We start from the raw sequence: 21666 nt of genomic DNA, 5'->3' as shown, positions 1-21666 counted from the left end.
TCGGCTGGTTACTCTTGTTGCATGACGTCGAACAAAACTCCCCAGACGATGAAGCCGACGACGGCTGCCAAGAAGCTGGGTGTGTACCTGGAAGCAACACCTGCGCAGTTCCAGGAAGGCGACGTGACTCGTGACGAGCTGACCGCTCTGCAGACCGATCCGCCGGAGTGGCTGCTGGAGCTGCGACGCACCGGACCGCATCCTCGCCCGGTCATCGCAGCCAAGCTGGGCGTATCGATCGCCGGGCTGGCCCGCGGCGGCGTCGAAGAAGCACTCACCACGGATCAGATCGCCGCACTCCTCGAAGAGAAGCCCGAATGGCTCGAAAAGGAACGCGCTGTTCAGGCCGAGGTGCGGGCCGAGAACGTTCGCATCAAGGAAAAGCGCGCTGCTCGCCGCAACCAGCCGCGGAAGGCTCGAAGGGGCTGACGCCCCCTGTGCGCCTTTTTGGTAGCGCCGACTACCAGAAAGGCGCACAGGCGCTAGCCTTCTACGACGCTCAGCTCGTCGAACACGATTTCACCCGCGGCATCCGATTCCGGGATGTCGACGACGGCAAGCAGTGCCCATCCGTGATCGCCCTCCGGATCCTCGAGCACCTGCCGCACCCGCCAGAACTCACCCTCTTCGGTGACCTGGAAGAGCGCCGGCCCGCGCGCCGATGGCCCGGTTCCGATTGTTGCGTACTCCTCGAAGTACGGGAGTAGTTGCTCCTCCCACTCGGCGGCGTCGATACCGTCCTCGAGGTTTTCCAGCTCGTTCCACTGCCGACGCGACGCGAGGTCGATGCGTCGGAACATCGCATTGCGCACCATGACGCGGAATGCGCGCGGGTTCGCCGAGATGGGACGGGGAATGTCGGCGCCGAACGCAACCTCTTCCGTGTCTGCCTCGGCTCCGGGGTCGGTGAGTGACTCCCATTCGTCGAGCAGGCTCGAGTCGACCTGACGGATCAGCTCGCCCAACCACTCGATGATGTCTTCGAGTTCCTCGGTGCGCGCTTCCGTCGGGACGGTCTGTCGCAGCGCGCGGTAGGCGTCGGCGAGGTAGCGCAGGACGAGGCCCTCGGACCGGGTGAGTCCGTAATGGCTGATCAACTCGGCAAACGTCATGGCGCGTTCGATCATGTCGCGCACCACGGACTTGGGGGAGAGGGCGAACTCGGTGATCCACGGGTGGCCACCCCGGTACATTTCGAAAGCCGGGAACAGCAAGTCCGACAACGGTTTCGGCCACGTAACCTCTTCGAGGAGTTCCATGCGCTCCTCGTACTCGATGCCGTCGGCCTTCATCTGCGCAACCGCTTCGCCACGAGCGAAGTGCTGCTGCGCCATCAGAACCTGACGCGGATCGTCGAGCGTCGACTCGATGATCGAGACGACATCGAGTGCGTAACTGTCGGATTCGACGTCGAGAAGTTCGAATGCCGCCAAGGCGAACGGTGAGAGTGGCTGGTTCAAGGCGAAGTCGCGTTGCAGGTCCATCGTCAACCGAGCCATGCGGCCGTACTCGTCGGGTTCGTCGAGGCGTTCCACGATGCCGGCGCTGAGCAATCCGCGATACAGCGAGATCGCTTTGAGGATGTGCTTGCGCTGCGCCGGACGCGATTCGTGGTTGTCCTCCAACAGGTGCCGCATCGCGTCGAAGCAGTTACCCGGGCGGGCAATGACATTGAGCAGCATCGAGTTGCTGACCGAGAATCGCGACACCAACGGTTCGGGCGATGCGGCGACCAAGCGATCGAACGTCGCTTCGCTCCAGGACACAAACCCCTCGGGAGCCTTCTTGCGTTGAATCTTCTTGATCTTCTTCGGATCGTCGCCGGCCTTGGCGACTGCCCGCAGATTCTCTACTTCGTGTTCGGGTGCCTGGACGACGACGGTGCCCATCGTGTCGTAGCCTGCACGACCCGCGCGACCGGCGATCTGATGGAACTCGCGGGCTTTCAGATGCCGAGTGCGGACGCCGTCGTACTTGGCCAGACCCGTGAGCAGCACCGTGCGGATCGGGACGTTGATGCCGACGCCGAGGGTGTCGGTACCACAAATCACCTTGAGAAGCCCGTCCTGTGCGAGAACTTCGATGAGCCGTCGGTACTTGGGCAGCATGCCCGCATGGTGAACGCCGATGCCGTGCCGGACCAGGCGGGAGAGTGTTTTTCCGAACCCGGTGGTGAAGCGGAAACCACCCAGCGCCTCGGCGATCGCTTCCTTCTCTTCTTTGGAACAGAAATTGACGCTCGTCAGTGCCTGGGCGCGTTCGAGGGCGGCGGCCTGCGTGAAATGCACGATGTAGACGGGGGACTGGTTGGTGGTCACCAGATCTTCGATGGTTTCGCCGACCGGCGTGGTCGCGTACGAGAACATCAAAGGCACGGGGCGTTCTGTGCCGGAGACGACGGTGGTGGGTTTCCCGGTACGGCGCGTCAGATCTTCGGAGAAGAAGTCGACCTCACCGAGAGTTGCCGACATCAACAGGAACTGGGCGTGCGGCAACTCGATGAGCGGAACCTGCCACGCCCAACCTCGATCGGGTTCGGAGTAGAAGTGGAACTCGTCCATCACGACCTGGCCGATATCGGAGTTCGGGCCCTCGCGCAGTGCAAGATTCGCGACGATTTCGGCCGTCGCACAAATGATCGGCGCCGACGAGTTCACGGCGGCGTCGCCAGTCATCATGCCGACGTTCTCGGCACCGAAGACCTCACACAGTGCAAAGAACTTCTCGCTCACCAAGGCCTTGATCGGCGCTGTGTAGTACGTGCGCTTGCCGAGCGACATCGCATAGAAATGCGCGCCGATCGCCACCATCGATTTGCCTGACCCGGTCGGCGTCGCAAGGATCACGTTTGCACCCGAGACCAACTCCATGACGGCCTCTTCTTGGGCCGGGTAGAGCGTCAAACCTCGTTCGATGGTCCACGAAGAGAAGGCGTCGAAAACGGAATCAGGATCCGCGTTGTCGGGGAGAAGTTCCGTCAGCAGCACTCGTACAGGCTAGCCGCAACCGTGGATCAGGTTGCGCTTCGCTCGTCCGAGCCCATGGCGTCGAGCACCGCCATGCGGGTGGACGACGTTCCGGTGATGGTGTTCTCGCCGACCCCGGAGATCAGCATGTGGCGCCAGCGAGCCTCGTCGAAGACGAGTGGTGCGGTGCTGGAAAGAAAATCTTCGACGATCTGCAGGAAACGCATCGGATCGTCGCGGAACGGGAAGTGGCCCGAGCCGCGGAAGACTTCGAGGCGTGAGTTCGGCATCGCCGCGTGCGCGAGATGAGCGTGGGAGACGGGAATGACGGAGTCGTCGTCGCCCCAGATCAGTTGAACCGGCAGATTCTCGGTCAGATAACAGCGGTCGAGCATCGTGACGACCTGTCCGCGCCAGTCCACGACGGCCCGCAGCGTACGAAGGTAGGCCTCGTAGGCAGTGGGGTCGGGGAGATCAGCGAGCACGCGAATCAGGTCCGGTGTGTCATGCAACATGGTGCCGGGACGCAGATTTGAACCGTGAACTACGCCGGCAAGGTTCCCGGCCATCCGGACGAGCGGCATCGCACCAGGTATCCGGAGCAGCTTTACCACCTCGTTGACCACCGGAACGGACATGAGGCGCAGCAGCGGATGGACGTCCTTGGTGACGCCACCGGCCGAGACCAGCACGAGGCGATCCACCATGTGTGGGAATTGGTAGGAGAACTGCATCGCTACGCCGCCGCCGAGCGAGTGCCCGATGACGGTGACGTGCTCGATGCCGAGCGTCGACAGAAGATCCCGCATGCCGTTGGCGTACGCGGCTACCGAGTAATCCGCGCGTGGCTTGTCGGAACGGCCGTGACCCAACAGGTCAGGTGCGATGACCGTGTACTTCTTGGCGAGGTGGGGAATGATCTCGGTCCACGTCGACGAGTTGTCGCCGATTCCGTGCAGGAGCAGTACTGCCGGACCCTCGCCGGCTATCCGAAATGCGCGTCGGTAGCCGTGAATCGTCCGGAACATCATCCGCGGTTCCTCGTCGGGGACCGGTCGGAGCTGACGGTTCCGTGGTCTGCTCATGTCGCCTCCTGGCTCGGCGTGTGACCACGTTGACTGTCTGCTCCAGTTGTTGAGCCGTCAACGAAAATCACACAGAGTTTGAGGCTATCCGACGGATGTGTCCTGAACAACAGCCCAGGTAACGGAGGGGTTGCGGAATGCGCACAATGTCGAATTATGCGCCCCGCCCGTCACATTTTCGTCAGTTGTCGCCTCGATCGAGGTCTCCAGCTGAGCCGAAGTCGTCATTTCCTGCCTGTTCGGCCAGGAACTTTTCGAACTCTGCGCCGATCTCGTCGCCGCTGGGAAGGTCGGCCTCGCCGGCCAGAAGGGACGACTGTTGTTCTTGAGCGGCGACAAAAGTGTCGTATTGACGCTCCAAAGCGTGGACTACAGTCTGAACTTCTTCGTTCCCGGCTATGTGCTCGTTAACCTGTTCCCGAACGCGCGCCGCGGCCTCACCCAGCGCAACCAAGGGCAACTCCAGATCCGAAACCTCGGAAACGTTTTCGAGCAAAGTTTCTGCGGCGCCCGGGTAGTCCGTTTGCGCGAGGTAGTGGGGGACATGCACCGAAAAGCCCATCGCCTCGTGCCCGTGCTGAGACATACGAAGCTCGAGCAGTGATGATGCGCTGCCGGGAACCTGCAGTTCACCTGACCAACGCTGATGGTCCTGGATCAGGTCCTTGTTGGTCGAATGTGCTGTCACACCCAGCGGTCGGGTGTGCGGGATTGCCATCGGAATGGCGTTGAGCCCGATGGTTCGACGCACTCCCAACTGTTCGGACAACAGACGAACGGCTGTGGTGAACCGCTCCCACTTGAGGTCCGGTTCCATCCCCGCGAGCAGCAGGAACGGCGTGCCGGCCGTATCGCGCAGTGCGTACAGATTGAGCGCCGGAGCGTCGTAATCGGAGAAATGATCGGCCTTGAACGTCATCGTCGGTCGACGCGAGCGGTAGTCGATCAGCTCGTCGACAGCAAACGACGCGACAAGCTCGGTCTCGAGGCTTTCGCGCAGATGCGTCGTCGCCAACTTCACGGCGTGACCGGCGTCGGAGTAACCCTCGAGTCCGTGAATCAGGATCGGTCCCTGGCCGTCGGCAGCCGCCAACTGGGGCGCCGGAAATTCCAGCTCGTACATCCTCGACTGTTCGTCCATCGCAGTCCCCTTCGCTCTTCGGTCTTGATCTCAAGTGTCCACTATCGGCGCACGCGCGACAGCATCGGAGTCAGGTGCCCGACAGCACTGGATCAGACGTTCATCGGTAAGAACACCGAGTCGGTGACCGATCATTCCCGATCCGACGAGACGGGCGTTCGCCGAGAGCGAAGCTGAGCGGTATCTTTCGACACTTGGCCTGGGCGTTCGTTAGATGTCGGGTGCGCGGCTTCGGACATGGCAGAGTGGAACACAAGGTCGGCACGGCCGATTTGTCCGAAATGGATTGGTCGATTGTCGGGATCGGTCGAGTGCGGAGGCTTACATGCGGGTGTGTCCACGATCGTCCAGGCGAGTGGCCGCATGCTCACTTGCTGCGGTGGCCGCCGTTGCATTACTCGCGGGCTGCTCCGGGTCTGTCCAAGGAGCACCCGTTCCGGACTCCGCGCCGGCGACTGCCGGTGCGACCGACAGCGGCACGGCGGCGCCGAGTACGACGGCTGCACCCAAATCCTCGACGCCGAAATCCACCTCTCCGAAAACGGCGGCACCGCTGTCCGAACTGCTGCTGACTCCCGAGGAATTCCCCGAGCCCTTCGGCGCTGTTGTGCTGCCCCCGCAAGCCGTTCCGATGGCAGCGCCGGATCTAGTCGGCGTCCCGCGCGGTGCTACCGTCGATCCGTCCGAATGTGAGCCACCGGAACAGGATTACGGTCCGAACGGGACCGTGATGGCGGTCGGGACCGACAACGCGACGAGGGCAACGATTTCGGTTGAACTCACGAAGGTCGATGCACCACTGGACGAGTTGGAAGCGCAAACTCGGCAGTGCCCGTCCATGACTGTCACTGCGAACGGCGTCACTACGACAGTGACGACGGAAATTCTTCCGCCGTCGCCGATCGATGCCGACAAGACGATGTCACTTCGCCGCACTGTCGTGTCCCCCAAGGCCACAGCCGGTGATCAGACGATGCTGACCTTGATCGCGCAGGTCGGCGACGTACGGGTGGCGACAACACTGATGACGTTCGGTTCTGCGACGCCCTCGACGGCACCGCTGGATCAAGCGTTCACCGCAGCCGTACAGAAGGTCAAAGCAGGCAAGTGATTTCGCAGCACACAGGTCCGACAAGTAGCGGAACTGCTCGGTGCGGCGCGGTACTTGGTCCCCAACAAATGCGGTAATCCACAGACGACTTGGACGCAGCTGTTTTCCCTGGTCGAGCAGACGGCCGGGTCAGGGTGATCAGCGACGGTGTGTGCATGACGACATCACCTCTTCCGGGAGAATTCGAATTCTCCGACGACGACCTTGCCGCCCTTCTCGGATGCGTCGAACGCGTCTCCGATCCAGGCGAATTGATCGCGGCAATACCCGCACTCCTGGGCTTCCATCCGTCCAACTCTGTGGTTGCGCTGTCTCTGATGGGCGCCTCCGCCTCGACGCTCGGACCAGTGATGCGGCACGACTACTTTCCCAGTGTCAGGGGGAAGCCCGCGAGGCAGATGAGCGCGGCGCTGCGCCAGTTCGCCGCCGTCTGTGACGGGGAAGGCGCGCGTGCGGTCGTTCTCGTGGTGATCACCGATTGCTCGGCAGCTGAAACTCTGATCGATGAAACCATCGAGCTGGCCGAGGTATTCGAAGACATGCTCGGCGGAACCTGCGTCGAGCTGGCCGACGTATTGTGCACGGCCGCAATAGAATCTGGCCAGCCGTGGACGAGCGTCATGCGTTCGATTCACCGCGGCACCCTGCCAGACCCGGCATCTTCGTCGGTTGCAGCAGCACAGGTGTTGGGCGGGAGGGTCATTCGCCGTTCGCGTGAGGAACTGGTCCGGTGGGTACACGGCGCCGCTCGCAATCACGACACGATTGCCCGACTGATCGCGAGCCGACGAGAGTCGAGCGCGCACAGAGGGGGACCGAGCGGTGAAACCGCAGTTCAGCGCCGGATCGATCTGGTGTTGGAACATGTCCGCCGTGTCGAGGCAGGCGCTCACCGCCCTGACCCGCAGGAATGCGCCGATCTGGTGGTCGCATTGACGGACGTACGCGTGCGCGACGTGGTGCTGGGATTGGCGATCACGTCCGTTGCGGCACATGCTGAGCAATTGTGGCTCGTGCTCACCCATGAAGTACCGTCGCCCGAACGAGCTTGGCCGGCAACACTTCTCGGCTTCTTTGCATACGTGCGTGGCGACGGCCCTCTGGCAGGCGTTGCGCTGTCGGCCGCACTGTCGGCCGATTCGGAACACACCTTGGCGGGATTGCTGGATCTATCGCTGCAATCCGGTGTGCGCCCCGACGGAATCCGTGACCTCGCGGCCGTCGGATTGTCCATCGGGGAATCGCTCGGAATCACCGGCTTGCCGCCGGCACTGCCGAGTGGAAGCTAGCGAGCAGCGTGTGAGCGGTCGCCCAGATCCTGGAGGAACTGCCATGCGTCGGCGACGATGACGTCGAGATCGGTACGCGTGGGCGTCCAACCTAGCTCGGCAATCGCCTTGTCGCTCGATGCGATCAGTACTGCCGGATCACCCAGCCGTCGTGACGCGTCCTCGACGTTGATCGGCAGGCCGGTGACCCGCGCACAGGCGGCGATCACCTCGCGCACGCTGAAGCCGGCACCGCTTCCGAGGTTGTAGATGCGGTGCTCGCCGGGAACCGAAGATTCGAGCGCCAGTAGATGTGCTTCGGCGAGGTCCAGCACGTGGATGTAGTCGCGTACCGCGGTTCCGTCCGGCGTGGGCCAGTCGGTTCCGAAGACCGAGATCTTGTCCCGCTGTTCGAGCGCGACCTGCAGGACGAGTGGAATCAGGTGGGTTTCGATCACCCGGTTCTCGCCGGCGGACTTGTACGCACCTGCGACGTTGAAGTAGCGCAAGCTCGTCGCACCGAGGCCGTGAGCGATCGAGTACGAGGTGATCGCATGATCGATCGCGAGCTTGGTCGCGCCGTACGGATTGGTGGGGCGGGTCGGAGCGGTCTCCACGATCGGGGACTGCTCCGGTTCGCCGTACGTTGCTGCGGTGGACGAGAACACGAGGCGCGGAGTACCGGAGACACGGATCGCCTCGAGCAACTCGATGGTCGTGACGACGTTTCCGCGCCAGTACTTTTCGGGGTGCAGCACCGATTCGCCGACTAGCGACTGCGCCGCGAAGTGAAGCACACCGTCGAAAATCGGTGAACCCGCACTGCCGAGGACGTCGGTGGCAAGCGCTCCCACGTCCCCTTCGATGAACTCGGCACCGGCAGGCACCGCGTCGGCATTTCCGGTGGAGAGGTCGTCGATGACGACAACCTCGTGTCCACGCTCGAGCAACACAGTGCTGCACACACTGCCGACGTAACCGGCGCCGCCGGTGACCAGGAGTTTCATCTACTTCCTCAGACCTGCTTGACCTGAACGGCGTGAGCCATTTCCTCGGACAGGTCGAACCCGCTGTGACCCGGCACGATGATCGTCACCGAGCCCGGACGGGTTTCGACCGTCACCCTGGCGTCGGGAACGACGCCGGCGTCACGCAGCTGCGCGATCACCTCGGGATCGGACTGCACGTGCTCGGCCAGTCGCCGAACGACCACAGCTGTCTGTGCGCCGTGCGGAATATCGGTCAGGCGCACCAATGTTTCGGTGGTGGCAACCGGGCCGTCGAGTCCCAACTGGTCCAAGCCCGGAATCGGGTTGCCGTAGGGCGACGTCGTGGGGTTGTTCAGAACGACGACGAGCCGACGCTCGACCTCCTCGCTCATCACGTGCTCCCAACGGCATGCCTCGGCATGTACGTCTTCCCATTTGAGACCGATGACGTCCACCAGCAGGCGCTCTGCCAACCGGTGCTTACGCATGACAGAGATCGCGAGATCGCGACCCTTGTCGGTGAGTTCCAGATGTCGATCGCCGGCGACCATCAGCAAGCCGTCACGCTCCATACGCGCAACAGTCTGGCTGACGGTGGGTCCGCTCTGTTCGAGCCGTTCGGCGATCCGCGCCCGGAGTGGGACTACGCCCTCTTCTTCCAAGTCGTAGATCGTCCGGAGATACATCTCCGTGGTGTCGACTAGATCCTTCACACTCAACCCCTTCGTCAGTTGATCATTCTACCGTTCAGTTCGTGGTTCCGGTGCCGCCTCCACCGCGGCGAGTCCAGCGCGTGTCCGAATTGGATTCGTGTCACTCGATCTCGGTCTCCGAAGCGGGCCACGAGTGTGGTGTGCAGCACGAAACGAGAAGGAAGTAGCGTGATCCCATGACCGCGTCGATCAGATCTGACGGGGACCCCGCGGCGTCTCGAGCGAATCGAGTCGTGGTGTGGAGTCCGGAGTACCTGAGCTATCGGTGGAGCGCCGATCACCCGATGAATCCCACTCGCCTCGATCTCACGATGGCACTCTCGCGAAGCCTCGGACTTCTCGAGGGCATCGAATTTCTCGAACCGAGTGCCGCGTCCGATGCCGACCTCCTCAGAATCCACACACCGGCATATCTTGCAGCGGTCAAAGACGCGGGTAACTCTGCGAACAACGGTGTGAGCGGCCAGGATGTTCCCCACGGGCTCGGTACCGAGGACAACCCGGTCTTCCCGCACATGCACGAAGCCAGTGCGATCCTCGCCGGCGGCTCGCTGGCCGCAGCGCAGGAAATCGCTTCGGGACGTACGAGGCGCGCGGTCAGCATCGGCGGCGGCATGCACCACGCGATGGCGGATTGGGCCTCTGGATTCTGCGTCTACAACGATGCGGCGGTTGCGATTTCGTGGCTGCTCGACAACGGCTACGACCGCATCGCCTACATCGACGTCGACGCTCACCACGGCGACGGAGTGCAACATGCGTTCCTCGGGGACCCTCGGGTGCTCACGGTCTCGCTGCATCAGCACCCGGCAACCTTGTGGCCGAACACCGGATGGTCGAGCGAAGTCGGCGACGGGGCCGCCGAAGGTACGGCGGTGAACATCCCGGTGCTGCCCGGAACCGTCGACGCGTTGTGGCTGCGTGCATTTCACGCCGTCGTCCCGGGAGCCATTGCAGCCTTCCGCCCGCAGATCATCATCAGCCAGTGCGGAGTCGACTCGCACCGCGAGGACCCGCTCGCGGATCTCGCCCTCACCGTCGACGGTCAGCGCGCCGCGTTTTTGGCGATGCGTGACCTCGCCGACCGCTACTCCGAGGGGCGGTGGCTGGCAGTCGGAGGCGGGGGATACGGACTGGTGCGCGTCGTGCCGAGGGCATGGACTCACTTGATCGCTGCAGCGCTCGATCGCGAGATCGACGTCGACATCGCTGTCCCCGAAGACTGGAAGGAATCGACGAAGCTGCGAGCGCCGAGCGTCGACCTCCCGCCGACCATGGGGGACGGCGGTGATGTCGCCTACACGCCGTGGGACGGCCCGGGTGGTACACCGGAGACAGGTGTCGCCTCGGTGGACCGTGCACTCACCCGCATCGACTCGGCGATCATCGCGACACGTCGCGCTTCGTTCCCGCTACTCGGACTCGACCCGGAGGATCCCCGTGACTGAACAGTCCGATACCGAAGCTGCAGGCGGCGAGGCGAGCGGCCAGGCGCCGAAGACCGACCCCGCTCACACCTATCCCCATTCCTGGGTAGTCGATGTTCTCGCCTCCGACGGCGGAGCGGTGGCGTTGCGACCCATCGTTCCCGAAGACGCGGACAAGCTCGTCGAATTCCACGGCAAACTCTCCGAGCGCACCCGGTATCTGCGCTACTTCGGCCCGTACCCCACGATGTCGGCGCGCGACGTCAAGAACTTCACGACGGTCGACCACCACAACCGTGTGGCGTTCGTGATGATGCTCGGCGACGAGATCATCGCGGTGGGTCGATACGAGCGACTGCTCGACGTCGGTGACGGAAAGTCTGCCGAGGTCGCCTTCGTCGTCGCCGACGCACACCAGGGGCGCGGCCTCGGCCCGATCCTGCTCGAGTACCTGGCAGCGGCAGCGGCCGAGAACGGTCTGACGATGTTCGTCGCCGAGGTCCTCTCCGAGAACCGCAACATGGTGACGGTGTTCCGTGAGGCGGGGTATCAGGTGAGCCGCTCTTTCGACGGTGGCGTGCTGAGACTCGAATTCGCGATCGACCCGACGGAAGCGCTTGTTTCAGTACGCAATTCGCGTGAGCGGGCAGCTGAGGCCCGCAGCATGGGAAACGTGCTCAGCCCGCGATCGGTGGCGGTGATCGGCGCATCAGCGGACCCGGCCAAAGTGGGTAACGCGGTGTTGACCAACCTGCTGCGCGGCGGATTCACCGGACCGGTCTATCCCGTCAACGCGGAGCATCGTTCGGTACACGGCGTTCGGGCATATCCGACGGTTCGTGACATCCCCGACGACGTCGATCTCGCCGTCGTGGCTGTACCTGCAGAATCGATCAATTCGGTACTCGACGACTGCCTCGACAAGGGCGTCAAAGCGCTGGTGGTCGTCTCGTCGGGCTTCAGTGAGAGTGGTCCGGACGGGCGCTCGTCCGAACGCAAACTGGTCCATGCAGCGCGCGCTCACGGTATGCGCCTCATCGGCCCGAATGCGCTGGGTGTCGCGAACAACGACCCGGCGATTTCGTTGAATGCGACGCTCGCGCCGGTCTTGCCGGTGGCAGGCAACGTCGGCTTCTTCTGTCAGTCCGGCGCGCTCGGTATCGCCATTCTCGACGAAGCCGCTCGCAGCCGAATCGGATTGTCCGCCTTCGTTTCCGCCGGTAACCGTGCGGACGTCTCGGGTAACGACCTTCTGCAGTACTGGGATTCCGACCAGTCCACCGAAGTGGTCCTTCTCTATCTGGAGAGCTTCGGCAACCCACGGAAGTTCTCTCGCATCGCGCGTCGAGTTGCGCGGAAGAAGCCGATCGTCGCGGTGAAGAGCGGTCGGCACGCGGTTCCGCCGGTGCTCGCCGCCACCGGAGTCGAGATCGACGATTCGATCGTCCGCGCCCTCTTCGAACAGGCGGGCGTCATTCAGGTCGGGTCCATTTCACAATTGTTCGACTGCGCCTTGCTCTTCGGATACCAACCGTTGCCCGCCGGCCCACGGCTTGCGGTCATCGGCAACTCGACCGCGCTCGGTGTCCTTGCTGCGGACGCGGCCCGCAGTGAAGGTCTGCAGGTCAGCGACCCGGTCGACCTCGGCGCCCAGGCGAGTCCGGAACTGTTCGCCACTGCCGTGCGCGACGCTTTGGCGTCGTTCGACGTCGATGCCGTCATCGCCGTCTTCGTTCCTCCGGTAGCCATTCCGGTCGAGCCGTTCGCGAAAGCACTCAAGGACGCCGTCGCAGGCTCGGACAAGCCGATTCTCACCACGTTCCTCGCAGCTGAGGGTGTGCCGGACGTCCTGGCAGTTCGTGACGAAGTCGGTAACCCGACCCGCGGTTCGGTGCCGTCCTACCCGGGGCCGGAGCGTGCCGCCCTGGCGTTGGCGAGGGCTTGGCGATATGCGGAGTGGCGCAGCAAGCCTGCGTCGAAGGTGGTTCGTCCCGTGGGTATCGACTCCGAGCGAGCCCAGAAGATGGTGGCAGATTGGCTTGAAAACTCTCCTGGCCGTTGGCTTTCAGATGTGGAAGCGGCGGCGCTGCTCGAGTGTTACGGGGTCGCCGTCGTCGAATTCCGTTCGGTCCTGAGCGAAGACGAAGCAGTAGAGGCAGCGGATGCTGTCGGCTACCCGGTCGCGGTCAAGGCAACCGGCGAAATGTGGCGACACCGACCGGATCTGGGCGGCGTCAGGCTGGATCTGAGTGGACCGGAATCGGTGCGCCTCGCTTACCGAGATCTTGCGGCCGCGTCGGGTGAACCGCTGCTGCACGTGCAGAAAATGGCAACCAAGGGCATCGGATGTGTGGTTGGTGTCCAAGACGACCCGTCGTTCGGTTCGCTGATCTCGTTCGGGCTTGCCGGCGTGATCTCCGATCTCCTCGGTGACCGTGCCTATCGCGTACTGCCTCTCACCGAGGACGCTGCTACGGAATTGATCGACGCGCCCAAGGCCGCGCCGCTTCTCTCCGGATACCGCAACGCCGTTCCGGTCAACAAGGGTGCGTTGGTTGATCTGGTCCAGCGCATCTCGGCGCTGGCCGACGACATTCCCGAAGTCCGCGAACTGGCCTGTGAGCCGGTACTCGCTTCGGCTACCGGCGCGGAGATCACCGATTCACGTGTCCGAATCGGACCTGAGCCGAGCGCAATCGACCTGGGGCCCAGGCGGCTGCGGTAGACACAGCGAACAACACCGGCCACCGCACATTCCCGAGGGGGAGGGAAGTAGCAGTGGCCGGTGCTTTGTGCGGTGCGTCAGCGCGAGTGGTGTGGCGCGCTGACGCACGTGCTGTGTTGTTTGATCAGCTCGCGTAGGACCGCAGTTTCTCGGCGCGATCACCGACGCGGAGCTTGCCCATGACCTCACGCTCGATCTGACGAACCCGCTCACGCGAGAGGCCGAAGAGCTTGCCGATCTGATCGAGGGTGCGGGGCTGGCCGTCGTCGAGACCGTAGCGAAGTCGGATGACCTGCTGCTCCCGCTCGTCGAGCGTCCCGAGCACGCTGCGCACATCGCTGTGCAGCAGACCGGCGATGACGGCGTTCTCGGCCGAGGTCGCCTCGGAGTCTTCGATGAAATCGCCCAAGGGCGCTTCTTCGTCGTTGCCCACAGGCATGTCCAGGCTTACCGGGTCGCGGCTGTGGTCGAGCAGGTCGGCAATCTTGTGCGCCGGGATGCCCGACTCTTCGGCCAACTCGTCGTCCGTGGCTTCTCGCCCGAGCTGCTGGTGCAGTTCGCGCTTGATGCGGGCGAGCTTGTTGACCTGCTCCACGAGGTGGACTGGGAGCCGGATGGTGCGGCTCTGATCAGCCATTCCGCGGGTGATCGCCTGACGGATCCACCAGGTGGCGTACGTCGAGAACTTGAAGCCCTTGGCGTAGTCGAACTTCTCCATCGCACGGATGAGTCCGAGGTTGCCTTCTTGAATCAGATCGAGGAGCGGCATGCCGCGGCCGGTGTAGCGCTTGGCCAGCGACACGACGAGTCGCAGGTTCGCTTCCAGGAGGTGGCTACGTGCCGACTGTCCCTCGCGAACGATCGTTGCGAGATCCCTCTTCTTGGCGACTGTCAGGCGCTTTCCCGTGGCAAGGACGTGGCTGGCGTACAGCCCCGCTTCGATTCGCTTCGCCAGTTCGACCTCGTCTGCTGCTGTCAGCAGTGCAGTACGACCGATCCCGTTCAGGTAGACGCGGACCAGGTCTGCGGCCGGGCTCTGGGCGTCCAGATCTGCGGCGCTCGGACGAATGCGAGTAGTGGTGCTGGGGCTTGTCATGACTTGCCTCCCTATCGGCGGTCTCTCACACAGTTCAACGTGTGAGAGTTCCGGGAAAGTTCCCGTGCCGATTTCCGCTAAATCGCCGTGACCTGCAGTTATTTCCCAGTCGTCCTGAGAAGTTGCTGAGAACACAAAATCTGCAACTCACCGGGAACTCAGTTCGTGACGGGAAGCACCAACCCGTGTCGAACCAGCGAGACCATCATTGTGACGACGGCCTCACGTAGCTGGTCCGGGTCTTCGCCGTTCGCCGCGGCAAGAAGTTCGATCAATTCGTCGACCACCAGTCCATCCGCTCGGAGTCCGGCCAACAGCGCAGCACCGAGCTCGTCGATCTCGTGCTGCCAGTGCGGTCCGTTGCCGCGGTGCACACGCGTGACCACTTGTTGCCATCCCTCGTCACCGGGGAGGTAGACGCGTTCGAGAGCCGTGTCCGGATCGAGGACGAAGCGTTCCTCGAGGACGTCGTGTTCACGCAACCAGGCAAGACGGTCGAAGTAAGCGAGCGCCTCGGCCCCGAGCGGGTCCGAGAAGCCGTGCATGAGGTCCTCGGCCATCAGGTCGGTGGGGGAGGAGGTGCGGCGAAGGAACACGAAACCGAAGCCGACGCCCTCGACATCGGATTCTTCGAGGTGATCCAGCCAGGCGTTTGCTCTCGATGCCGTTTCCGGATCTCGCGGATCCTGCCCGCCGTCCTTGAGCCACGTGCCGACGTACAGAGCCGGATCCGCGACATCGCGCTGGACCACCCAGGCATCGACGCCGTGGGCCGGCAGCCACGACGCGATCCGCGACCGCCAGTCCTGCCCTTCGACGTGCACCCAGGACGCCAACAGAGCTGCCGTGCCGCCGGGGTTCAGGTAGTCGATCGATTGCGAGATCATCAATTCGCTCGCACCGTCGAGATCGAGGCCGGAATCGCGGTACGTGTGATGGACGCGTGCCTCGCCGACGACAAACGGCGGATTGGCGACCACCTGGTCGAAGGTTCGACCCTCGACGGGTTCGAACCAGGACCCTTGAAGGAGTTCGACGTCCAGTCCGTTGAGGGCCATGGTTGCTGCCGTGAGGTCGACAGCGCGTTGATTGATGTCGGTTGCGGTGACCGAATCGGCGTACGTGTTTGCGTGCAGGGCTTGGATGCCGCATCCCGTACCGAGGTCGAGCACGCTGCCGACCCTCGCGGTGGGCGTGGCCTGCAGCAAGGACAGTGACGCATGCCCGACGCCCAGCACATGATCGGCCGTGGCCTTCTTGGGACGGATTCCGCCGTCGAGATCCGAGATCACCCAACGATCGCCGTCGCCGACGTCGATGGGGCGAAGATCCACCGCGGCCCGCACGAGCGGATTCTCACTGTCGAAGTTCTCACCTTCGAGCAGACCGGCGTCGACGCACTGCGCGATTGTCAGCGGAGCCAGCGCCGCGGCGACGTCGCCCGCCGGGCAGTCATCGGCGAGAAGGAACAGTCTGATGAGAACGCCCAGGTCCCCGAGTTCTCGGGTGGCGCGGCGCACGGGCACCGGCTCACTTCGACCGAGAGCAGCGTGAACTTCGGGACCCAACGCCTCGAGCATGGTTCCGGTGTCGAATCGATTGCGAAGCAGAGCCTCACGCAGCGCAGGGGTGATGGACAGGAGCGTTTCGCTTCTCACCCTGTCATTCTCGCAGGCGGAACTTGTCAGCCTTCGATGGTGTGGTGCGTCGCGGATTCGATCTCGCCTGCGGTCTTCTTTCGTCCGTCGTATCGACTCGGTTCGTCCTTGGTGCGCGGTGGTCGGTCGTTGGCGATCAGGACGGCGATCCAGGGAAGCGGAATGGATGCACCGATGATGAGCATCGAGATCCAGGCGTTGGCCCAGATGCCGTACGCGATCGCCGCGAGGATCAACGCCGGGAACCGGAAGGACATGATGATCATGTACTTGCGCACTCGGGCTTTGTGCTGTTCTTCGACGGACTGCTGCGCTTCGGTGATCAGTACGGGATTGTCGGGAGTCCCGGCCTCGTCGGACCTGCCGAACGCGCCATTTCGTGCCATGACTCCACTGTTCCACTCTCGGCCGACAATTGCACACGACCCGTGGGTCGCACCGCTGTGACGGAGACGGCATTATTGGAGGGGTGAGCACTCAAACCAAGGAACGTCCCGACGTCTCCACCGACGAAACGACCGACGACGACACCCCGAAGTTCTTCCACTACGTGAAGAAGAACAAGATCGCCGAGAGCGCCGTCATGGGAACCCATGTCGTCGCGCTGTGCGGTGAGGTGTTTCCCGTGACGAAGTCCGCCAAGCCGGGATCACCGGTGTGCCCGGACTGCAAGAAGATTTACGAAGGACTCCGTAAGGGCGACTGACCTCGGGTCAGGCGAGCGGGAGTACTTCCGGAGCTCGGCGGATCGACAGCCTCGACGCAGTCGGCCGCCGGGCTCTTCGCGTCTGCGTGCGGTTCATCGCAGGGATCTTGGTCGACGCACGAGTTCTGGCGCGACCCCGATTGTCTGCTCTCGGTTTGTCTGCTGCGGGGCCGCCCGTACGAGGGGACCGTGGCCGGGTCCGCTTTGTCGCCCGAGATGCGGATCGGGCTGGTGGCCAGGTGCCAGGTCAGGTTGGTGACCGGACCGGTCTTTTCGTCGGTGTTCTGAGCCGCAAGCCACTCTCGCATCTGCTCCATCCGAGTGGCACGAGCGGGCCAGAACTCCTGAACCGTCGCGTTGAACTCGGCGCCGAGGACGACGGCAAAACCGAGGAAGAACGTGAAGAGCAGAAACGCGATCGGCGTTGCCAGTGCGCCGTACGTGTAGCCGGTGCTGGTGACGAATCCCAGGTACCAGCGCAATCCGGTGCTGGCGGCCATGAAGAACACACCGGCGACCAGGGCGCCCGCGAGCAGCCGATGCCACGGCAGCGACTTCGGCAGAGCGACCTTGTAGAGCGTCGTGAGGCCGATGATCACCAGCAGACCGACAGCGGGGTAGTAGAACGTGTCGACCAGATTCGATCCGACCACGTACCAGGAGGCCGGCAGTACTCGCCCGACGAGCGTCGGCCCCAGAGCTACCAGCGGCAGGATGAACACCGCCATCACCAGGAACATCACGTAGAGCAGCAGGGCGAAGATGCGCTGCCAGATGGGATTGCGGGCATCCTGCTGCCCGTGTGCTTCCACGATCGAGTCGACGAACGTACTGATCGCCGATGATCCCGCCCACAGGGACAGCAGGAAGCCCACGGAGATGATCTCCGGGCGTCCGCGCTGAAGGACGTCCGTCACCGTCGGGCGGATGATCTGGTCGACGACGCTTTCGCTGAAGATCGTTCCGCTGAACGTGACGATCTTGGATTCGATGATCTCGACGGTGTTGGGTCCGAACCACCCACCGATGTAGCCGATCATTCCCAGAAGGCCGAGCAGCAGGGGAGCAAGCGACAGCGTTTGCCAGAACGCGGCCGTAGCCGCCTTTCCGAAGATGGAATCGTCCCAGGCCTTGCTCAGGGTTCGACCGATCAACTGCCCGGTGCGGCGTAGCGGATGCCATCTGCGGTGGTGCAGATCACTTCCGCTCGACTTCTCGCCTCGCGCTTCACTCATGATGTCTCCAGCATCCCTGACGACACACCCGGTTGCCCAACCATGGCGCCGACGTGTCGCACATTTCTGAGACAATTCGCGTGCAGGTCGGCAGGATGCGAGAGAAGCGAAACCTCGCCGGCCGGAGTGAGAACGGCCATGAGTACGCGCTTCGAGTGCGGCTTTCGTCGGTGGCGGCGGCTAGGCTCGTCGCCGGACATTGATGAAAATTCGAGGAGCGCGAGACAACAGTGCGATTCCAGTGGAGGCGCGGCCTATGACGTCTGAGACCGTGGCAGCCGAGTTCGGCAAGTCGCCCGAACCCGCCGGAGCTCAATCCGCGGGAACCCAACCTGGCGCCCCTACCGGTTCCCTTCGTGCATGGCAGCGCCGTGCACTGACCAAATACCTTTCCAGCAGTCCGCGTGACTTTCTGGCGGTCGCAACGCCGGGAGCAGGTAAGACCACCTTCGCTCTGCGGGTAGCTTCGGAATTGCTCCGTGACCGGACGGTCGACCAGATAACCGTCGTGGCGCCGACCGAGCACCTCAAGCACCAGTGGGCGGAGTCCGCTCAGCGCTCCGGCCTCGCATTGGACTCGCGGTTCTCCAACTCGACTGGCCAGACCTCGAGTGACTATCACGGCGTCGTGCTGACCTACGCCCAGGTTGCCTCGCACCCGTCGAAGCATCGTGTGCGCACCGAGGGCCGCAAGACGCTGGTCATCCTCGACGAGATCCACCACGGCGGCGACGCCAAGAGCTGGGGCGACGCCATTCGTGAAGCTTTCGGCGACGCGACCAGGCGTCTCGCACTGACCGGAACCCCGTTCCGCAGTGACGACAGTGCCATTCCTTTTGTCGAGTACGAGCCGGACAAGGAAGGTCTGCTCCGCTCGAAAGCCGACCACTCCTACGGATATTCGGATGCCCTCAAGGACGGCGTGGTTCGCCCCGTCGTGTTTCTCGCCTACTCGGGCGAGGCACGGTGGCGAAACAACGCCGGCGAGGAATTCACCGCTCGACTCGGCGAGCCGCTGAGCGCCGAGCAGACGACTCGGGCCTGGCGTACGGCCTTGGACCCTGCCGGCGACTGGATTCCTGCCGTGCTGCAAGCAGCAGACACCCGTTTGGCGCAGCTGCGCAGTACCGGTATGCCCGATGCCGGCGGACTTGTCATCGCGACGGACCAGACAGTGGCCCGCGAGTACGCGAAGGCCCTGACCGCGATCACCGGCGAACAGCCGGCTGTCGTGCTGTCCGACGACCCCACCGCGTCCAAGCGAATCGCCGAATTCGGTGCGAGCGACCAGAAATGGATGGTCGCGGTCCGCATGGTGTCCGAGGGCGTCGACGTTCCCCGTCTGGCGGTCGGTGTGTACGCGACCAGCGCGTCGACTCCGCTGTACTTCGCTCAGGCGATCGGGCGCTTCGTACGTTCGCGTCGTAAGGGCGAAACTGCCAGCGTCTTCCTACCGTCGGTGCCGGTGCTTCTCGACCTTGCTGCACAGCTCGAGGCTCAGCGTGACCACGTACTCGGCAAGCCGCACCGTGAGAAGGACGGCCTCGAAGACGACCTGCTCGCCGATGCGAACAAGCAGAAGGACGAGCTGGGCGAGGAGGAGAAGGCGTTCACGTCCCTGGGCGCCGATGCCGAACTCGACCAGGTGATCTACGACGGATCATCCTTCGGTACCGCGACATTCGCCGGAAGTGACGAGGAAGCCGACTACCTCGGTCTCCCCGGTCTACTCGACGCCGATCAGATGCGGGCATTGCTGCGTCAACGCCAGCAGACACAGGTCGAGGCCAACTCGGCCAAGGCCGCCGCACCGCAACCCACGGCGGCAGTGGTATCCGATCGAGCGGCCACGGCAGATCAGCTCGGTGCGCTCCGCAAGGAGCTGAACGGGTTGGTGGCGATGAACGTTCACCGCACCGGCAAACCACACGGCATCATTCACGCGGAACTGCGCCGGGTGTGCGGCGGTCCGCCGACGGCCATCGCTACTGTCGATCAGCTGACCGAACGCATCGCGATTCTCCGCAGCTGGTAGCAGCCGATACCGGTCCCGCACGCTTCGCGTGCTTGCGGCCCCGGAACGGCAGAACGGGCGATCACAGTGACTGTGATCGCCCGTTCTGGCGTTCATGGCGCGCCTCGTGAAGAGGCCACCCCCGGCTGACAGGTCAGATTGCGGGTTCGCTTTCGGAGACGACGGCATTCATCTCGCGAAGTCGATCCGCGTGTTCGGTTGCGTGGTGTCCGCAGAAGAGAAGCTCGCCGCCGGTGGGAAGCACGGCGCGTACGCGTGCTCCGGCACCGCACCGGTCGCACCGGTCGGCAGCGGTCAACTGTGGGCTGGTCAGTGTTCCGGGCATGACTCCTCCGTACTGGCTTTGCGGCATTCGGGCCGCGTGCCTGGGGCCTGGTCCGCCGCGTCGGAATGGCGCGGTAGATCCACTCTTACAGACGTTTGGGGTTTACGGGTTGTTCCCGAAGGCGTTTCTTAGTGTTGTGTCTCACTGGAAATGCGCTGGGCAGGCATTCTCGGGTGAAGATTGTTCGCTGACAGCTGATTCGGATCGCCGACCTCAGCCCGATATTCTGGGCGGATGAACCCGGGACGCGAACCACTTGTCGACGAGAGCGTCGAGTTGCTCCACATGTGCACGCGCGAGGAGTGGGCGCGGGCACAACAGCTCGGTGAACGTATCCCCGACGGATTCGAGGCGGAGGGATTTGTCCACATGTCGACTCCGGCGCAAGTTCATCTCCCGGCCAATCGGATCTTTGCCGGCCGTGACGACATAGTCCTTCTGGCTATCGATCCGGCCTTGCTCGGCGGTCAGGTCAAGTACGAACCGGGTGTCCCCTCGGACCCGGAATCGATGCGATTCCCGCATCTGTACGCCCCGATTCCCGTCGCAGCCGTCACCGCTGTCGTCGAGTATTTTCCGGGCGAGAACGGCGTGTTTTCGCCGGTTCGGTAGGTCGCCGGTTGGCCGGTCGTGAACTGTGCCCCGCGGATTACGGCCCTCCCGCGATGCAGGTCACCGATCGGCGCTACCGTTGGTCTATGAACGTAGAAGTCACCCCACTACCGGGGATCGGGACGCGCAAGGATTTTGTTCTGTCTTCCGGTCGTCGCGTGGGTGTCGTCACCCATCGGGACGGTCATACCGACCTCATCGTTTCCAAGGCAGACGACCCTGACGCGTGTGCTGCCTCGCTGCCTCTGACCACCGAGGAAGCGGCAGCGCTCAGCAATCTCCTGGGTGCCCCACAGCTCGTTGCTCAGCTCGAGGAAGAGCACCGTGACCTTCCGGGCATTCGAACCAAACAGCTCTACATCAAGGACGGTTCTCGCTACGACGGACAGACCCTCGGGGACACCGGCATGCGCACGCGCACCGGAGTGTCCATCGTCGCCGTCATGCGCGCAGGACAGGTGAGCCCGTCTCCGAACCCCGACTTCACGTTCACCGGGGGAGACCTTCTCGTGGCAGTCGGAACGCCGGACGGTTTGGCTGCAGCGGCAAAAATCTTGGCCAACGGCTGACTGGC

General features: G+C 63.5%; 19 protein-coding genes. 9 read left to right on the top strand and 10 right to left on the bottom strand.

From position 1 onward, the window contains the following. Positions 1 to 21 precede the first annotated feature (21 nt). A complete protein-coding gene (locus tag AC1Q61_RS24205; protein WP_007732807.1) occupies positions 22 to 429 on the top strand; it encodes a DUF5997 family protein in 408 nt (135 codons plus the stop codon). A gap of 53 nt (positions 430 to 482) precedes the next feature. Here AC1Q61_RS24205 and AC1Q61_RS24200 read toward each other — a convergent pair whose 3' ends face one another. The 3 genes from AC1Q61_RS24200 to AC1Q61_RS24190 all read right to left on the bottom strand — a co-directional run bounded on the left by AC1Q61_RS24200 (position 483) and on the right by AC1Q61_RS24190 (position 5192). Continuing rightward, positions 483 to 2987, bottom strand: a complete 2505-nt coding sequence (locus tag AC1Q61_RS24200; RefSeq protein WP_003942173.1) for a DEAD/DEAH box helicase — start codon at positions 2985 to 2987, stop codon at positions 483 to 485. Positions 2988 to 3013: 26 nt separating this feature from the next. Next, a complete protein-coding gene (locus tag AC1Q61_RS24195) occupies positions 3014 to 4051 on the bottom strand; it encodes an alpha/beta fold hydrolase (protein ID WP_007732813.1) in 1038 nt (345 codons plus the stop codon). Between the two features lie 181 nt (positions 4052 to 4232). Next, positions 4233 to 5192, bottom strand: coding sequence for a proteasome assembly chaperone family protein (locus AC1Q61_RS24190; protein WP_003942198.1), 960 nt, complete (start codon positions 5190 to 5192; stop codon positions 4233 to 4235). Between the two features lie 355 nt (positions 5193 to 5547). Here AC1Q61_RS24190 and AC1Q61_RS24185 point away from each other — a divergent pair, with 355 nt between their 5' ends. Then, positions 5548 to 6303: a sensor domain-containing protein gene (locus AC1Q61_RS24185; protein WP_042919947.1), complete on the top strand. Its 756-nt coding sequence runs from the start codon at positions 5548 to 5550 to the stop codon at positions 6301 to 6303. 155 nt (positions 6304 to 6458) lie between these two features. Then, positions 6459 to 7592 (top strand): DUF4192 domain-containing protein, encoded by a 1134-nt coding sequence (locus AC1Q61_RS24180; protein WP_037126687.1) that lies wholly within the window; start codon positions 6459 to 6461, stop codon positions 7590 to 7592. Here the strand turns inward: AC1Q61_RS24180 and galE are convergent. Both galE and AC1Q61_RS24170 read right to left on the bottom strand, forming a co-directional pair. After that, positions 7589 to 8578, bottom strand: a complete 990-nt coding sequence (gene galE, locus AC1Q61_RS24175; RefSeq protein WP_215515881.1) for a UDP-glucose 4-epimerase GalE — start codon at positions 8576 to 8578, stop codon at positions 7589 to 7591. The two genes, AC1Q61_RS24180 and galE, sit on opposite strands and share 4 nt — an antisense overlap. Positions 8579 to 8586: 8 nt before the next feature. Further along, on the bottom strand, positions 8587 to 9273 hold the full coding sequence (locus AC1Q61_RS24170) for an iron-dependent transcriptional repressor DtxR (RefSeq protein ID WP_003942150.1): 687 nt from the start codon (positions 9271 to 9273) through the stop codon (positions 8587 to 8589). A gap of 176 nt (positions 9274 to 9449) precedes the next feature. On the opposite strand from AC1Q61_RS24170, the gene AC1Q61_RS24165 reads away from it, so the two are divergent. Then, positions 9450 to 10721, top strand: coding sequence for an acetoin utilization protein AcuC (locus AC1Q61_RS24165; RefSeq protein WP_042919945.1), 1272 nt, complete (start codon positions 9450 to 9452; stop codon positions 10719 to 10721). Then, positions 10714 to 13425: a bifunctional acetate--CoA ligase family protein/GNAT family N-acetyltransferase gene (locus tag AC1Q61_RS24160; protein WP_030536893.1), complete on the top strand. Its 2712-nt coding sequence runs from the start codon at positions 10714 to 10716 to the stop codon at positions 13423 to 13425. Before AC1Q61_RS24165 ends, AC1Q61_RS24160 begins: the two co-directional genes overlap by 8 nt. A 124-nt stretch (positions 13426 to 13549) precedes the next feature. On the opposite strand, the gene AC1Q61_RS24155 is transcribed toward AC1Q61_RS24160, so the two are convergent. From AC1Q61_RS24155 to AC1Q61_RS24145, 3 genes are all read right to left on the bottom strand, one after another. After that, positions 13550 to 14521: a sigma-70 family RNA polymerase sigma factor gene (locus tag AC1Q61_RS24155; RefSeq protein ID WP_003942639.1), complete on the bottom strand. Its 972-nt coding sequence runs from the start codon at positions 14519 to 14521 to the stop codon at positions 13550 to 13552. 158 nt (positions 14522 to 14679) lie between these two features. Beyond that, positions 14680 to 16179 carry a N5-glutamine methyltransferase family protein gene (locus AC1Q61_RS24150; protein ID WP_042919942.1) on the bottom strand — a complete coding sequence of 500 codons (1500 nt, stop codon included), beginning with the start codon at positions 16177 to 16179 and terminating at the stop codon, positions 14680 to 14682. Between the two features lie 26 nt (positions 16180 to 16205). Beyond that, entirely contained in the window at positions 16206 to 16565 is a 360-nt protein-coding gene (locus AC1Q61_RS24145) for a DUF3099 domain-containing protein (RefSeq protein ID WP_003942638.1), read from the bottom strand. Positions 16566 to 16648: 83 nt separating this feature from the next. Between AC1Q61_RS24145 and AC1Q61_RS24140 the strand changes: the two genes are divergently transcribed. Continuing rightward, positions 16649 to 16885 (top strand): DUF3039 domain-containing protein, encoded by a 237-nt coding sequence (locus AC1Q61_RS24140; RefSeq protein WP_003942602.1) that lies wholly within the window; start codon positions 16649 to 16651, stop codon positions 16883 to 16885. Here the strand turns inward: AC1Q61_RS24140 and AC1Q61_RS24135 are convergent. After that, positions 16858 to 18120 carry a YihY/virulence factor BrkB family protein gene (locus AC1Q61_RS24135; protein ID WP_042919940.1) on the bottom strand — a complete coding sequence of 421 codons (1263 nt, stop codon included), beginning with the start codon at positions 18118 to 18120 and terminating at the stop codon, positions 16858 to 16860. The two genes, AC1Q61_RS24140 and AC1Q61_RS24135, sit on opposite strands and share 28 nt — an antisense overlap. A 256-nt stretch (positions 18121 to 18376) precedes the next feature. Between AC1Q61_RS24135 and AC1Q61_RS24130 the strand changes: the two genes are divergently transcribed. Beyond that, positions 18377 to 20155 carry a DEAD/DEAH box helicase gene (locus AC1Q61_RS24130; RefSeq protein WP_003942642.1) on the top strand — a complete coding sequence of 593 codons (1779 nt, stop codon included), beginning with the start codon at positions 18377 to 18379 and terminating at the stop codon, positions 20153 to 20155. Between the two features lie 133 nt (positions 20156 to 20288). Here the strand turns inward: AC1Q61_RS24130 and AC1Q61_RS24125 are convergent, their stop codons facing one another. Further along, positions 20289 to 20480 carry a DUF7455 domain-containing protein gene (locus tag AC1Q61_RS24125; RefSeq protein ID WP_003942643.1) on the bottom strand — a complete coding sequence of 64 codons (192 nt, stop codon included), beginning with the start codon at positions 20478 to 20480 and terminating at the stop codon, positions 20289 to 20291. A 234-nt stretch (positions 20481 to 20714) separates the two neighbouring features. On the opposite strand from AC1Q61_RS24125, the gene AC1Q61_RS24120 reads away from it, so the two are divergent. Next, positions 20715 to 21092: a DUF952 domain-containing protein gene (locus AC1Q61_RS24120; protein ID WP_007732832.1), complete on the top strand. Its 378-nt coding sequence runs from the start codon at positions 20715 to 20717 to the stop codon at positions 21090 to 21092. Between the two features lie 86 nt (positions 21093 to 21178). Next, a complete protein-coding gene (locus tag AC1Q61_RS24115; RefSeq protein WP_021344116.1) occupies positions 21179 to 21661 on the top strand; it encodes a cation:proton antiporter regulatory subunit in 483 nt (160 codons plus the stop codon). Positions 21662 to 21666 lie beyond the last annotated feature (5 nt).

The sequence above is a fragment of the Rhodococcus sp. MPR-R1B genome (assembly GCF_058793255.1).
Note: the sequence above shows the minus strand (reverse complement) of the source record. Positions and strands in the feature narration are given on the sequence as shown.

Bases quoted from the DNA above. Each gene is read 5' to 3' on its own strand.
- AC1Q61_RS24205 (WP_007732807.1), top strand. From the start codon at position 22: ATGACGTCGAACAAAACTCCCCAGACGATGAAGCCGACGACGGCTGCC.
- AC1Q61_RS24195 (WP_007732813.1), bottom strand. From the start codon at position 4,051: ATGAGCAGACCACGGAACCGTCAGCTCCGACCGGTCCCCGACGAGGAA.
- AC1Q61_RS24190 (WP_003942198.1), bottom strand. From the start codon at position 5,192: ATGGACGAACAGTCGAGGATGTACGAGCTGGAATTTCCGGCGCCCCAG.
- AC1Q61_RS24180 (WP_037126687.1), top strand. From the start codon at position 6,459: ATGACGACATCACCTCTTCCGGGAGAATTCGAATTCTCCGACGACGAC.
- galE (WP_215515881.1), bottom strand. From the start codon at position 8,578: ATGAAACTCCTGGTCACCGGCGGCGCCGGTTACGTCGGCAGTGTGTGC.
- AC1Q61_RS24165 (WP_042919945.1), top strand. From the start codon at position 9,450: ATGACCGCGTCGATCAGATCTGACGGGGACCCCGCGGCGTCTCGAGCG.
- AC1Q61_RS24155 (WP_003942639.1), bottom strand. From the start codon at position 14,521: ATGACAAGCCCCAGCACCACTACTCGCATTCGTCCGAGCGCCGCAGAT.
- AC1Q61_RS24145 (WP_003942638.1), bottom strand. From the start codon at position 16,565: ATGGCACGAAATGGCGCGTTCGGCAGGTCCGACGAGGCCGGGACTCCC.
- AC1Q61_RS24135 (WP_042919940.1), bottom strand. From the start codon at position 18,120: ATGAGTGAAGCGCGAGGCGAGAAGTCGAGCGGAAGTGATCTGCACCAC.
- AC1Q61_RS24130 (WP_003942642.1), top strand. From the start codon at position 18,377: ATGACGTCTGAGACCGTGGCAGCCGAGTTCGGCAAGTCGCCCGAACCC.
- AC1Q61_RS24125 (WP_003942643.1), bottom strand. From the start codon at position 20,480: ATGCCCGGAACACTGACCAGCCCACAGTTGACCGCTGCCGACCGGTGC.
- AC1Q61_RS24120 (WP_007732832.1), top strand. From the start codon at position 20,715: ATGAACCCGGGACGCGAACCACTTGTCGACGAGAGCGTCGAGTTGCTC.
- AC1Q61_RS24115 (WP_021344116.1), top strand. From the start codon at position 21,179: ATGAACGTAGAAGTCACCCCACTACCGGGGATCGGGACGCGCAAGGAT.